Annotated in this window: 13 protein-coding genes; 1 reads left to right on the top strand and 12 read right to left on the bottom strand. The window is 45.9% G+C overall.

Annotated elements, in window-relative coordinates; translation table 11 throughout:
- Positions 1-55: 55 nt before the first annotated feature.
- On the bottom strand, positions 56-835 hold the full coding sequence (locus DWX57_RS05670; RefSeq protein WP_015534280.1) for a CpsB/CapC family capsule biosynthesis tyrosine phosphatase: 780 nt from the start codon (positions 833-835) through the stop codon (positions 56-58).
- Positions 836-870: 35 nt separating this feature from the next.
- The gene (locus DWX57_RS05675; protein ID WP_015534281.1) at positions 871-1,083 is read right to left on the bottom strand and encodes a DUF1858 domain-containing protein; all 213 of its coding nucleotides are present in this window, start codon (positions 1,081-1,083) and stop codon (positions 871-873) included.
- Between the two features lie 195 nt (positions 1,084-1,278).
- Between DWX57_RS05675 and DWX57_RS05680 the strand changes: the two genes are divergently transcribed.
- The gene (locus DWX57_RS05680) at positions 1,279-1,449 is read left to right on the top strand and encodes a DUF362 domain-containing protein (protein WP_004852414.1); all 171 of its coding nucleotides are present in this window, start codon (positions 1,279-1,281) and stop codon (positions 1,447-1,449) included.
- Between the two features lie 99 nt (positions 1,450-1,548).
- On the opposite strand, the gene DWX57_RS05685 is transcribed toward DWX57_RS05680, so the two are convergent.
- The 10 genes from DWX57_RS05685 to DWX57_RS05730 all read right to left on the bottom strand — a co-directional run bounded on the left by DWX57_RS05685 (position 1,549) and on the right by DWX57_RS05730 (position 13,006).
- On the bottom strand, positions 1,549-4,266 hold the full coding sequence (locus tag DWX57_RS05685) for a hypothetical protein (protein WP_120123212.1): 2,718 nt from the start codon (positions 4,264-4,266) through the stop codon (positions 1,549-1,551).
- Positions 4,267-4,824, bottom strand: a complete 558-nt coding sequence (locus DWX57_RS05690; protein WP_015534283.1) for a hypothetical protein — start codon at positions 4,822-4,824, stop codon at positions 4,267-4,269.
- A gap of 96 nt (positions 4,825-4,920) precedes the next feature.
- On the bottom strand, positions 4,921-5,997 hold the full coding sequence (locus tag DWX57_RS05695) for a 6-phosphofructokinase (protein WP_015534284.1): 1,077 nt from the start codon (positions 5,995-5,997) through the stop codon (positions 4,921-4,923).
- A gap of 53 nt (positions 5,998-6,050) precedes the next feature.
- Positions 6,051-6,650, bottom strand: a complete 600-nt coding sequence (gene recR / locus DWX57_RS05700) for a recombination mediator RecR (RefSeq protein WP_022217523.1) — start codon at positions 6,648-6,650, stop codon at positions 6,051-6,053.
- Complete coding sequence (locus DWX57_RS05705) at positions 6,650-7,000, bottom strand: YbaB/EbfC family nucleoid-associated protein (protein ID WP_015534286.1); 351 nt, start codon at positions 6,998-7,000, stop codon at positions 6,650-6,652. Before DWX57_RS05705 ends, recR begins: the two co-directional genes overlap by 1 nt.
- A 48-nt stretch (positions 7,001-7,048) precedes the next feature.
- On the bottom strand, positions 7,049-8,695 hold the full coding sequence (gene dnaX / locus DWX57_RS05710) for a DNA polymerase III subunit gamma/tau (RefSeq protein WP_120123213.1): 1,647 nt from the start codon (positions 8,693-8,695) through the stop codon (positions 7,049-7,051).
- A gap of 69 nt (positions 8,696-8,764) precedes the next feature.
- Entirely contained in the window at positions 8,765-10,171 is a 1,407-nt protein-coding gene (locus DWX57_RS05715; RefSeq protein ID WP_165852770.1) for a DUF6382 domain-containing protein, read from the bottom strand.
- Positions 10,140-10,586: a hypothetical protein gene (locus DWX57_RS05720; protein ID WP_120123215.1), complete on the bottom strand. Its 447-nt coding sequence runs from the start codon at positions 10,584-10,586 to the stop codon at positions 10,140-10,142. Before DWX57_RS05720 ends, DWX57_RS05715 begins: the two co-directional genes overlap by 32 nt.
- A 34-nt stretch (positions 10,587-10,620) precedes the next feature.
- Positions 10,621-11,493, bottom strand: coding sequence for a TadE/TadG family type IV pilus assembly protein (locus tag DWX57_RS05725; RefSeq protein WP_133300876.1), 873 nt, complete (start codon positions 11,491-11,493; stop codon positions 10,621-10,623).
- 64 nt (positions 11,494-11,557) lie between these two features.
- Positions 11,558-13,006, bottom strand: coding sequence for a DUF5702 domain-containing protein (locus DWX57_RS05730; protein WP_118757978.1), 1,449 nt, complete (start codon positions 13,004-13,006; stop codon positions 11,558-11,560).
- Positions 13,007-13,017: the final 11 nt, after the last annotated feature.

Here is a 13,017-nt window from a genome sequence, read left to right on the forward strand (position 1 = left end):
AGAGATTCCGGCGCAGCAAAAAAGACGTACCGCACAAGCGATACGTCTTTTTGTTTTATATGTCAATATCATCATTCTCGATAACTGCTTTTGGATTGGTGTAGAAGAGCTCCGTCATGTAATCCTCTCCATACTTTCGCTCTATGTACTCAGCACACTCCCTGAGGTATGGTGCTTTATCCTCTGAATCCAATGCATCACTTGCCACAAAGTGAACAAGCTCTCCCTTGAGAAGCTTTCTCGAAAAATTCTTGATGTCATGTCCAAGATCTCCAACCACAGCCGATGCACTTATCTGTACATATGCACCAAACTGAATGAGCTCCTCGACCTTGTCCTCGTCTTCCTCAAGACATTCATACTGTTCTACATTGGCAACTATCGGTATATATCCGTCCATATTGATGTCTCTTATAGCTTCAGATATCGTCTCAAAATCCACATCATAAGGGAATCTGATCATAACATACTTGCTGTCTGCCATGGAATCCAGCTGACCAGATATGATCTTCTGGTGGTTCTCATCGTTATACTCTATCTCTCTTCCAAGATAGACTCTGTAATCTGGATCTATCTTTCCAGCTTCAACGTTGAGCTGTTCCACAAGTCTGTCCAGTTTGTCTCCATCCATTATCGGATTCTTCTTGTTGTATGGCGGGGTGGCAACTATCGTCCTTATTCCCTCATCATACGCTATTCTGAGCATCTCTGCCGCTTCCCGGAAATTATCCGGTCCATCCTCTGTTCCCGGTAAAATATGACAATTAATATCTATCAGTCCAAATATTCCCTGCCCGGGAGGATTTGTTCCGTCTGTCTTCATATATCTCTCCATCCTTTATAGTACACCTGGTTACTTTGGCAAGTATACTACTCAGCCTCCTTTTTTGCAAGATAATCATTGATCTCCTGCTCAAGCTCCTCTGCATCAAGTCCGTGAACGGCTGCTGCCTCCTCAAGACTCTCTCCTGCTGCTGCAAGGCATCCTATGCAATGCATACCTGCTGCCATCAGTATTGCTGCATTTCCTGCATCAACTGCAAGAATGTCATTTATAAGCATGTCTTTACTTATCTTTACCATTATTTATATCCTCCTTAGATTGCACTCTTACTCAGCATTCACATTATATTATACCCAATTTTAAATGTCTATCCCTTTTATTGTTACTTATTGATAAAACCCGTTGTTGATAAATATTATTATCACTTGCTAATTAATGAGTTTTGTTTTACAATAAGCGTGTGATTATTTTTACTTTATAAGGAGGAAACAATTATGGCATTCGTTATTGGCGATTCATGTATCGGTTGTGGTTCATGTGCTGGCTCTTGTCCAGTAGGTGCTATCAGCGATAATGGCGGCGTATTTGTTATCGATGGTTCACAGTGTATCTCATGTGGTGCTTGTGCTGGTTCTTGTCCAGTAGGAACAATCTCAGAGGAGTAATCTACATGATCCGTAACATTCGGATCCATGCTAAGTAACTTATACTACAACTATTATAAAGAAAACGGAGCGGTAACACGCTCCGTTTTCTTTTTATCTTTATTCCTCAACATAAGTGTAGGATTCATTGTGCCACTGGAGCATCATATCCGTATACTCATCTCTTGACACAACTATCTCCTTGTCCTCGACAGGATCATAATATCTTATGTCTGCCTCATTATAGCTCACTATGAGAACATATCTGCCATCGCTTATCCTCGATATTACCGGTATTCCCGAACTCACATAACCGAGGAGCATATCCAGCGAAAGACCTGTAACATCTATGCCCTGTCTCTTTCCAAGAGAGTTAAGAGCCTCGACAGGATCTGTATACTGTGCTATATCATCCTCTGTCACCTGTACTCCCTGATACGTCAGAACCATGTACAGGCAGTCGCCGAGTGACGCATCCACACTTCCCGTACTGCGATGGAATATTCCAGAGGCAATGGTGTTGTATTCCTGGCTCTCAGCCTGCCTGTATATTACCTCGCCTTCGCTTGACACCACTATACCTGATACAGACACTGCATAATTTATCGCATCACCCGCCACGTCATATATCTTTGAAAGTCCAAGATTGTCGTACACATGATAGGTCACCTTATCACGCACTACTGTCATTATCATACTTGCAGCATCAGGATCTATCTTTTCCTTTGTTATGTTCAGCGCCGGTATATAGCTCAGATACATATTTGACGGAACCGTAAAATACAGCCTGTCATATCCGGTTATGGATGACAGATGGGTAGTTCCTATCGTCTCCTTTGTATCGTCCTCCTTGAAGGTTATGAAATCATCGTCCACAGACTTGAAGCCACTGTCGGATTTCTCTCCTCTTGTCAGATACAGCAGATTCGTATCCACATCAACCTGCATCAGATAATACCCGCTCTTTGCGTATTCCTTTATCTGCTCGCCATCACTGTTTACTATATACAATCTGGATGCAGGTATGTTATCTCTGGACTCCTCGCTGTACCTCGTACCAACAAATGACTCGGCATCCACATCAACCTGCGCATCAGATATGCTCGACACTCCGTATACCATATCTGAGTCCTTAAAGCCATAACATATCAGACATTCCCCTGCTCCGGCGGTTATCTCATAACTCTTTCCGGTATGCATATTCATCAGAGTCAGCTTTGTATTGCTGCTCTGGTCCTCGCTCTCTCCATACGCCATAACTTCCATGTTCACCGACACCTTGACATCGCTGGCTGACAGTCCCTCCGCAATATAAGACTGCTGTCTCGTCTTCATGTCCACGGCGTTCACCTTTCCGCCGAGCATGTAATAAAACTTATCTCCGTCGTAATATGTCAGTCTGGAGGTCTCGCTCTTCATAGCCTCATAAGGCACATTGCACTCGACGAACAGAAGCTCGTCCACCTCCAGAGTCGTATAATCAAATGTATACAGCGCAACTCCGAGCTTTCCCTCATGATCTCCGCTGTTCATATATCCATACACCGCAAATGTCATATTTCCATCTTTGTCAAAGCTTATGATGTTCATGTCATGGTCGGCGTAAGTGTTTGAGTCATTTGCATGGTCATCCATTCCTGATCCGTACACCAGAGTTATCTGTCCATCGCCGTAGTCATACATCCAGAGCTGTCCATTTCTCACAAATGCGATCTTCTTGTTATCCTCTGTATAGCGGTATTCCAGATCATCCGATGACACGATACCTATCTCATACACATTGTTTATGGCATCTATGCCGTCTTTGTCAAAATACTCGTCCACATATCTGTCATAGCTGAGCATGGTGATCTTCGGCTCAGTCTCCGTAACAGTATCTGCATCCTGTTCATCCGAATAGGCCTCATCATACGAAGCTGTTTCGTCAAAATATATTCCATCAGTGCCGGCTCCGTCCGCCTCATCAGTCTGGCTGGCAACAGGCACATCCTTGTAGCTGATCTTATAGAACTCCTTAACTGTGTAATAGCTCATGACATCCTGCGATGTGATGGACATGGCTTTATATTCCATCTCGATCACCGCATAGTTGACATCTATCTCCTTTATATATGTGTTTACATCGCTTATAACCGTAGGCTTAAGTCCATCCCAGAGGAGATCCGAGTATGCATTTGCAAGGTTCACATGTCCCAGTCCGTAGGAATCTCCCGTTCCGCCGCCCGTGTATTCCTGCTTGTAGGTTCCTATGACCGATTCCGACTCCAGCTTGTCAAATGCAAATGTCGCATCGTGGAAATCCTTTGCGGCATTCAGCAGTTGGGACTCATGATAATTGTCATTTACGACCACTCTGGTATAGTATGAAGCACTCCTGCCATCACCGCTCTTAAGTTTGACAACCAGCATATACTCCATATCCTGCTTGAGATCCATTCTCGCACTTATATCAAGCACATCGTAGCCATCAGTTCCCGAGGCCGCCTCCAGATCACCCTTCTCTATAAGGGAATCTCCGGATATCGACCTGATCTCATACGAATACGACGCATCCTTAAATGCATCATTCTCCACCATTATCTCAAGATTCTTATTCTCATCTATCGGCGTCACGGAGTCCCTGAGAAGTGTGAGGTCGACCTCCCCTGTATAACCATGCATACAATTGAGAAGCGAATCGCCATAGCTCACATAAGCTAATGGCAGCTCTGCATCCTTCATCTCCGCAGCCAGATTCTTGTAACTTCTATTCTGAAATATATTGACCAAATATATTGTGATCACAAATATTGCTGCCATCACAAGTATTCTTACAAGTACATTTATTTTCTTCTTCACTTAATAAAACCTTCTTCTACGTCTTCTATGCCTGTCGCGTCTCATACAGAATTCATTGCACACAAGCAGTTCGATTATATTTCTCATAACACAATTGGCGCATCCGGGTCCCTCTGGGACATATGGCGGTTCCTCGTACGAAGCTTCACCTGCCGAAGCCATTCCTGCATAACAATCCTCCGATATCTGTCCACTTTCGCTCAGATCATCGTACACCCTTCGCGCAACACGGCGCATCTCTTCTCTGTCAGGATATTGAACAAGCATCGGACTGCCCTCATACTCGAGCTTGTCACACTCCTCCTCCACGGCCATACTGACCTTTCGGAGTTCTTCCGGGTACATCTCCTTCATGTACTCAATATCCCTCATCATTTCATCTGTCCCATCATCACAGTCAGGAAGCATGATTCCTGTAGAACTCATACTGTATCCACCAGTCTCACCCATACCGGGTATCACAGGTGTCTTGATATTATAGACATTTCCATCCCTTATAAGCCCCCTGAGGTTTTCATCGTCCGGGCTGTAAGGAATATACTTAAATTCTTCACTCATACAAATCTCCCTATCTGCATTGTTGTGTGTCTATTACATAGATATGCAGATGGGGAGAATGTGTGAATATCTCTGTTACTTTTTTCAGAGCTTACTTTATCTGTCTCCGAATGAGATTCCAAGTGTTCTTGCCTCGCTGATGATGTCGTCATCAGGAGATACGTATTTGAGCTTTCCTGCACTCTCTGAGAGTGGGATAGCTGTAACCTTGTTGTCAAGGAATACAACAAGCTTTCCAAAATCCTTTGCCTTTATGAGCTCTGCTGCCTTTGCTCCAAATCTTGATGATATGACTCTGTCATATGCATCCGGACTTCCACCTCTCTGGGTATGTCCAGGTATTGCTATTCTTATATCCTGTGTTGTGTACGCTTTGAGCTTATCAGCCAGCTCATACGCAACTGATGGATATGGATTGTTGGCTATCGCTTCTTTTCTCTTCTTCTTTGGAAGCTCTGCGATCTCCTTCGGAATAGCACCTTCGGCAACTGCAACTATCGTGAAGCCCTTGTTGTCCTTTGTTCTCTTGTCTATAGCCTTATATACCTTATCGATATCGTATGGGATCTCCGGGAGCAGGATCACATCTGCGCCACCGGCGATTCCGGCGTGGAGAGTTATCCAGCCAACCTTGTGGCCCATAATCTCAACGATAAAGATTCTGTTATGCGATGCAGCGGTTGTGTGGATACAGTCTATTGTCTGGGTCGCTATATCAACAGCACTCTGGAAACCAAATGTCATGTCAGTTCCCCACAGATCATTGTCTATGGTCTTTGGCAGACCGATGACATTGAGTCCCTCCTCACTGAGGAGATTTGCGGTCTTCTGTGAACCATTTCCACCTAAAACGCACAGGCAATCCAACTTCAGCTTCTTATAGGTATCCTTCATGGACTTTACCTTGTCCAGACCATCCTCAGTTGGCTCTCCCATGAGCTTGAATGGCTGTCTTGAACTGCCGAGGATCGTTCCACCCTTGTTGATAATACCTGAGAAATCAGCCGGCTTCATCTTGATATAGTTGCCTCTTATGAGTCCCTTGTAACCCTCAAGGAATCCATAGATCTCAACCTCGTCAAACAATTCATACAAACCCTTTGCGATTCCGCGCATAGTTGCATTTAATGCCTGACAGTCACCACCACTAGTCAAAAAACCTACTCTTAACATACTCTGCACCTCTTCCTTTTATTTTTCCTATGTACACAGACTGTCTGTATACATTATAAGTATACTCTTCCCTCAAGAGCCCTCAGAAGCGTAACCTCATCTATACATTCCAGATCTCCGCCTACAGGCACACCGCTTGCTATACGGCTGACCTTGATACCGGCCGGCTTCACAAGCTTTGATATATACATCGCAGTCGCCTCACCCTCCGGGCCTGAACCTGTAGCGATTATGAGCTCATCCACATCTTCATTCTGAAGCCTTCTCATGAGCTCGGATATCCTGATATCCGCCGGGCCGATACCCAGGGCAGGATTTATAACTCCGTGGAGCACATGGTAAACACCATCAAACTGTCCTGTTCTCTCATATGCCGCCAGATCCCTCGGGGTCTCCACCACCATTATCACCTTGTGATTCCTGTTTGGTGAGCTGCATATAGGACATACCTCCCTGTCAGTTATCGTGTAGCAACAACTGCAGTATTTTATGTTCTTCTTTGCATTCACAATGGCATCGGATAACGCCAGCGCCCTCTCCTCAGGCATACTGATTATGTGAAACGCCAGTCTCTGAGCCGTCTTGGAGCCTATTCCCGGGAGTCTTCCCAGCTCTTCTATAAGTCTGTTTACTTCTCCTCCATAAACTTCCATTAGAACGGCAATCCTCCAAGTCCCATTCCACCTGAGATCTTGCCCATACTGCTATTGTAGTCATCCTCCTGTGCTCTCAGTGCCTCGTTCACAGCCGATATGATAAGATCCTCAAGTGTCTCTATATCATCAGGATCAACAACCTCAGGATCAAGCTTGATCTCCATGAGTTCCTTCTTACCTGACACCTTTGCAGTGACAACTCCGCCACCTACAGATGACTCATACACCTTATCCTCAAGTGTCTTAGTTGTCTCCTCCATCTGCTTCTGCATCTTCTGTGCCTGCTTCATAAGATTGTTCATATTACCAGGCATCATACCTCCTGGGAAACCGCCTCTCTTAGCCATTACAATAGTCCTCCTTATTCTGATTAAATAATTTATAATATGATATCATCATTTCTTATCTATTGGAAAGTTGATCTTGTTTAGGTTCAGTATATTCTCCGTCTCAAGCCTTCCATTATCACTGTGGGAATTCCTTGTACAAAGTATCTCAAATTCAATCTCTCTTCCAAGATATTCCTCGATCACACTCTTCACATGCTCCACATTCTCAGGCTTGTCAAAGTATAACTTCGGCATATCGTCATCCGTCAGCGGGATCATGAGCAGAAGTCTTCTGTGATCATCGGACAGTATGAGTTTCGTCCTTATGGCCGGATCAGCATCATTTCTCTTGAGATATCTTCTCGCAGGAACCGACAGCTTCTCCAGTATATCATTCCAGTTCTCCGCAGCTCTCTGCAAATCTTCGAACTCTGCCTTTGGAAGCTCCCTTGCCAGCTTGTCCTGATATTCCTTCATGCCCTTCTGATCTATCACATCGTCAGCTGGGCTTACGGGGGCAGCACTTTGAACCGGCGCAGCCTGTATGCCATTTGCCTCAAGGTCATCAAGCTTCTTCTCAAGCATCCTTACCCTCTCGATCAGACTTGTGGTATCAACCTCCATCTGTGGTCTGCACAGCTTTATGACAGCCATCTCAAGCACTATCCTCTTCTGTGAGGAATACTTGATGCTGGCGGCTGTATCCGAGAACACGTTTATATATCTTACTATGGTGCTCTCCTCCATATGACCGGATATCTCTCTTATGCGTTCCAGATTCTCCTTGGTCATATCCAATCTGTCGCCCTCCGCCGAGGACAGCTTGACAACGAGTATGTTCCTGAGAAACCATGTAAATTCATTTACGAAACGGCCAAGCTCACGTCCCTGCCACACAACTTCGTCAACCACATCTATTGCATGTTCAACATCAGATTCCAGCACGCACTCCAGAAGTCTTGCAAATGTATCTATGTCCACAGCTCCTATGGTCTCAAGCACATTATCATATGTAAGCTTCTGTCCGAGATTGAATGCAACGCACTGATCCAGAATAGACAAGGCATCTCTCATGGAACCATCACCGGACTTTGCGATATAATCTATCGCCTTCTTATCCGCATCAAGTCCCTCCCTGTTCATAAGATCCTCCAGTCGATCCGAGATGACATCCACCGGGATACGTCTGAAGTCGTACTTCTGACACCTTGACGATATGGTTATAGGTATCTTGTGGGACTCCGTGGTAGCCAGTATGAATATTACATATGATGGCGGCTCCTCGAGAGTCTTTAACAGAGCGTTGAACGCTCCCGGAGACAACATATGAACCTCATCTATGATGTATACCTTATACTTGCCCTCAGTAGGAGGATATGCTACCTCCTCCCTTATCTGCCTTATATTGTCAACACCATTGTTGGAGGCCGCATCTATCTCAATGACATTAAGCGATGATCCATCCGATATGGCTCTGCAGCTTGCACATTCATTACATGGGCTTCCGTCCACCGGATGCTCACAGTTACATGCCTTGGCAAATATCTTGGCGATCGAAGTCTTACCTGTTCCTCTCGTACCGCAAAATAAAAAGGCATGACCAAGTCTATCATTCTTAATCTGGTTTCTAAGAGTGGTAACTATATGATCCTGCCCCTTTACCTCGTCAAAAGTATCAGGTCTCCATTTTCTATATAAAGCTACATACGACATCACCAATACCTACCTTTGTATCATAAAACTCACACAGACTATTATATCTGAATTTACATTTTATATCAATCAGATAAGCAATATTTGAATATGGTATTGCCTGGTGCCTATACACAGAACATCTCTGTCCGCAAGCTGCCAGCTCCTGCCCGCCGGAAGCCTGATCCCATTTATGACAGTTCCATTTGTGGAATCAAGATCTTCGACATAGATCTTCTCTGCATCCTCGTATATCCTTATGTGCCTTCTACTGACGCTGATATCCTCTATAACCTGATCCGCCTGTCGTCTGTCCCGCCCCAATACAACTCCCTCCGGCGTCACCGGAAATTCAGCAGCCACAATGCCTCCGTCTTCGATCAGTCTCACAGACAGTCTCTGCTCCTGTACGGACGCTCTGTCATCGAGATTATGCTGTGTAAGCAGGGTTGTACAGTCATCCTCCGAGCCAAGCACCGTGGTATCGCCAGGTATTTCGTCAGCCAGACTTACATGTTCCAATGCATCAATATTCTGTTTTTTAGGTCTTCTGTTTTCATCTTCCTCCGCATATCGCAGCTCTGAGCACTCCACGCCCTCCTGTCCCCGCCGTTCATCCTCAGCAGCAGACAGCTTCCTCTTCATCTCCACATAGACAAATAACTCCACGGACAGCACGATGAGTGCCAGCATTATAAATCTCACATCCGCCGCATGCCCCTGTATATAAAATTGAACAGCCGCTATTCCCGTAAATGCCGCCACAGTAAATCCTATGAGTATGAAAAATATCCTATCATATTTGTTTTTCTCCGTTGTCGGTATCGTCAACGCCGCCGCACTGCTTTGATCCGTTCCGAACACCTCATCCATCAAAAGCTCCTGCTCACGGGCCGCATCCAAAGATTCCACATTTCTTTTTCTATTGCCGGAGCAGCATTTTTCCTGCTCACGGGCAGAGGCCTCATCCACATATTTCTGCATCCGCTCCATGTCATAATTTGCCGACACCACCATGTCATATATCTCATACATAAAATCCACAAGCTCAGTGTCTCTGTGATCTACCCTCTTTATGATCTTCTCCACCAGCTTCTTTATTCCTGTTCTGACATCCGTTCCCTGTCCCGGCACATACACGTATCTGAAACTCTTCTCTGCATCCGAGTAAAATATCTTGTCGGATTCTATCAGAAGATTGTCCGGCTCAAGCATGTATTCTCCCGTCTCCATGACCACACTGCACAACGATCTCATGAGAGCAACAGCCTGCTCCATGGACATTATCCCCCTGTCAGATATATCGTCCAGGCTCTTCATGCCATTTATTTTGCAGTATATGAACATATCTCCGTTGATGGCCCTGAATTCCGGCTGTATTATTCCCTCGACAAAATTATTGTACAGCATGTCCGTCTCATAGGAATTTATGACTGCTGCACTGACCTCCACCACAAAAAAAGTGTTAATTCCCTCTACCTGGCAATAACTTACCATATTCCTGCCACCTCCTAAGTTCATTTCCTATATTCCTTATCTCCTGTCTGGCCGCAGTCTTTCTGTCACGTCTGCCGTCATCTATCAATATCTGTATCCCCGGAAATGACTCTCTGTAAGTTATCTCCGCAACCAGATTCTTCCCATTCATGGACATTTCCGCATTCACACCATCGGCACATATCACGGTCTCGGATACATTTGTGGACATCGCTTTCTCTGCACTGTCCGTATCCCCCTCACCACTCTCATTGATCCTGTATTCCTCTCGGTTGTACAGTACCAGATATGCCTCCCCCGATGCCGCCGCATGGTTAAACGCTATAAACAACATGTTCATCACCACAAACACGGCACACACAAGTATCAGTGTTATCAGGCACATCTCCAGAACTATAGATCCATTGTCATCCATATATCTGACTCCTCCTGTCTTTTCTTCTCTTCTCCTATCTTTTCCCGCACTCAGAGCACTGAGGAAGTCCCCCGCACTCTGACTTTTTCTTTCTGTATATCGTCCGCTTCAAGCCGGAGCAGCCCAGCGAATAGTGATATTTGTCTCCCTGTTCAGTGACATAGATCACACCATTGCTTTTATATCTTCCACAGATCCTGCACGCCGAAAGCCCGGAATATCTGTCATCCAGAACCTCCCCACTCACGCTTCTCACAGATATCCTGATATGGTAACAGCTCCGCGAGTTGTGGTACACCGAACCATTCTCAGCCACATACACATACTCATCATCATCATCATCATCCTGCGACCTGTCATATCCCAGGTATGCCCTCTGTCTTATCCTGTCCACGCACCCCACGGTGGATCCTCCGGCAAATGGCAGATTGATCTTCAGCATATATCTGACCTTGAGGCACACAAATCCGTCATCCGACAGCTCTGCATTTATCACCTTAACCCCGGACATTCCGCCGTCGACATATGTGTTCACCGTGCCTTTGTCATCTATGTACTCCCTGATCTTCCTGTTCGCCAGCACGAGCGACACACCATCTGCCATACCTTCAGCATACGGCCCCATGTCCGCGCCCTTTTCGGCTAGCTCATACGCATAGCTGTATTCCGCAAGATACGCAGCCGTCTCATGTAAGCCCTCATATATCACAGTCCGTGTCCGTATACATCCGGCCATGGCAAACACAGTCAGCATGGCAAATATAAACACTGGCAGCACCAGCGATGCCTCCACACTGGCACTACCACGGTCACATCCCAAAGGAGCTGTCTTATATATTCTCCTGCCATACCTGATCCGAACAAAATCTATAGTAATATGCGCTTGGAGAGGCGATTTATCTTTCATATATTTACTTTTCAACATACAACAAGAGAACATATAACACCCCCCTTCAGGATATTTTCATATCTCAATAACTCACACACTGCCTGAAGCTGTACCTGTACAGTCCGTCATCTATCTTCGATACGCCCTCGTGATCTTCTATAAACGATGCAAATTTCCTGTCCTGACTGACCTCAACATCAAATGTCAGAGAATACATCATATTCTTCATCTCAAACGACTCATCCGTCTGTCTGAAATTAAGCTGTATAAGATCCGCCATCCTGTAATACATGCCTCCTTTATTCTCTATCAGAAGTATCGCCAGATAATCCCTGTAGCTCACAGCATCCACGCCTTCATAGTCCACGGAATCCAGATTCATCAGCTTGTCAAGATTGTTGATGTCCGTCACCCAGTATTCGTCCGTCTTCATAAACTGAACGCTTTTGCCGTCAAGCAGCAGCCTTATATCAACAATTGTCTCAGCATAAGCCCAGCATCCGAGCAGCAGATATTTCGCCGCCCCATAGGTGACCCCCGGCACAAGAGCCAGCACCGCAGCTATGGATGACACCTCGGCCATCTTTGCGCTGTCTGAGAGCAGATATGCCAGATTGAGCGGCAGTCTGTGAAGCACTATCCTGTTCACGACCCCCTGCAGATTGTCATGGTCATTATCCTTTCCGGCGATAATGTATTCCACCTCACACTCAAATGGTCTGTCCTGTTTCCTGTCGGTAAATGTATTGAAATTCGCCAGTGCATACCCGACACCATATATGTCATCCACTATTCCGGTCTGTGATCTCTCTCCATCCGACATGAGCTGCCTCTGGAATTTATCCAGATCGTCAAATTCTATGTCCTCCCACTGTCTCGTATCCTCCGCCTGTCCGTCTGACGGAAAGCCATCCAGATCGTATGCCTGATCTGACACCACCCGCCCGGATGGCGTGACAACATTCAGAAGTCCACCTGTCAGGATGCTTTTCAGCGCTTTTCTAGGATCCGTACCGCTCCAACTGCTCTCATCCTGATTCGACTCATTCTTACCATTTTCCACAGCTCCAGAAGCATCCTCCATGGCCTTATCCCCGGATGTTATCATCTCAAGAATGTCTTCTATTCCCTTCTCCTCCATGTACACCTTCATATGGTCGGTTATCTGCAGCTTCATATTCTCGCAGTCATTCTCCAGAAGTCCCCTGCACTCTGCCAGCGCCACATCTTCAACGCTCATATTGTCGCCCTGACCATTTTCCAGAGTATATTCCAGATAATCCTGCGCCATCTGTTCAAGCTTTCCCTCACCGTGTCCGCCAAATGTGCTGTCGACCGCCAGCAGATGATACTCCTCAAACAACTCCTTGTCGTACGCCGCCTTCACATCACAGGCTGCGCCCTCGGCCGCCATTGCGGCCTTGGCACTGCCCATTCTTATCCGCGCCATCTCAAGCACGGAGAGCCCCAGAAGCAGCATGGAGATCAGGATTATACTCAGAAAAACCGTTACATGTCCCTGATTTCTCATACAGCTCCCCC

It is taken from the genome of Coprococcus sp. AF19-8AC, assembly GCF_003603115.1.
Classification (GTDB): Bacteria; Bacillota; Clostridia; order Lachnospirales; family Lachnospiraceae; genus Coprococcus; species Coprococcus aceti.

Bases quoted from the DNA above. Each gene is read 5' to 3' on its own strand.
- DWX57_RS05725 (WP_133300876.1), bottom strand. From the start codon at position 11,493: ATGAAAGATAAATCGCCTCTCCAAGCGCATATTACTATAGATTTTGTT.
- DWX57_RS05705 (WP_015534286.1), bottom strand. From the start codon at position 7,000: ATGGCTAAGAGAGGCGGTTTCCCAGGAGGTATGATGCCTGGTAATATG.
- DWX57_RS05670 (WP_015534280.1), bottom strand. From the start codon at position 835: ATGGAGAGATATATGAAGACAGACGGAACAAATCCTCCCGGGCAGGGA.
- DWX57_RS05675 (WP_015534281.1), bottom strand. From the start codon at position 1,083: ATGGTAAAGATAAGTAAAGACATGCTTATAAATGACATTCTTGCAGTT.
- DWX57_RS05695 (WP_015534284.1), bottom strand. From the start codon at position 5,997: ATGTTAAGAGTAGGTTTTTTGACTAGTGGTGGTGACTGTCAGGCATTA.
- DWX57_RS05690 (WP_015534283.1), bottom strand. From the start codon at position 4,824: ATGAGTGAAGAATTTAAGTATATTCCTTACAGCCCGGACGATGAAAAC.
- recR (WP_022217523.1), bottom strand. From the start codon at position 6,650: ATGGAAGTTTATGGAGGAGAAGTAAACAGACTTATAGAAGAGCTGGGA.
- DWX57_RS05720 (WP_120123215.1), bottom strand. From the start codon at position 10,586: ATGGATGACAATGGATCTATAGTTCTGGAGATGTGCCTGATAACACTG.
- dnaX (WP_120123213.1), bottom strand. From the start codon at position 8,695: ATGTCGTATGTAGCTTTATATAGAAAATGGAGACCTGATACTTTTGAC.
- DWX57_RS05680 (WP_004852414.1), top strand. From the start codon at position 1,279: ATGGCATTCGTTATTGGCGATTCATGTATCGGTTGTGGTTCATGTGCT.
- DWX57_RS05730 (WP_118757978.1), bottom strand. From the start codon at position 13,006: ATGAGAAATCAGGGACATGTAACGGTTTTTCTGAGTATAATCCTGATC.
- DWX57_RS05715 (WP_165852770.1), bottom strand. From the start codon at position 10,171: ATGGTAAGTTATTGCCAGGTAGAGGGAATTAACACTTTTTTTGTGGTG.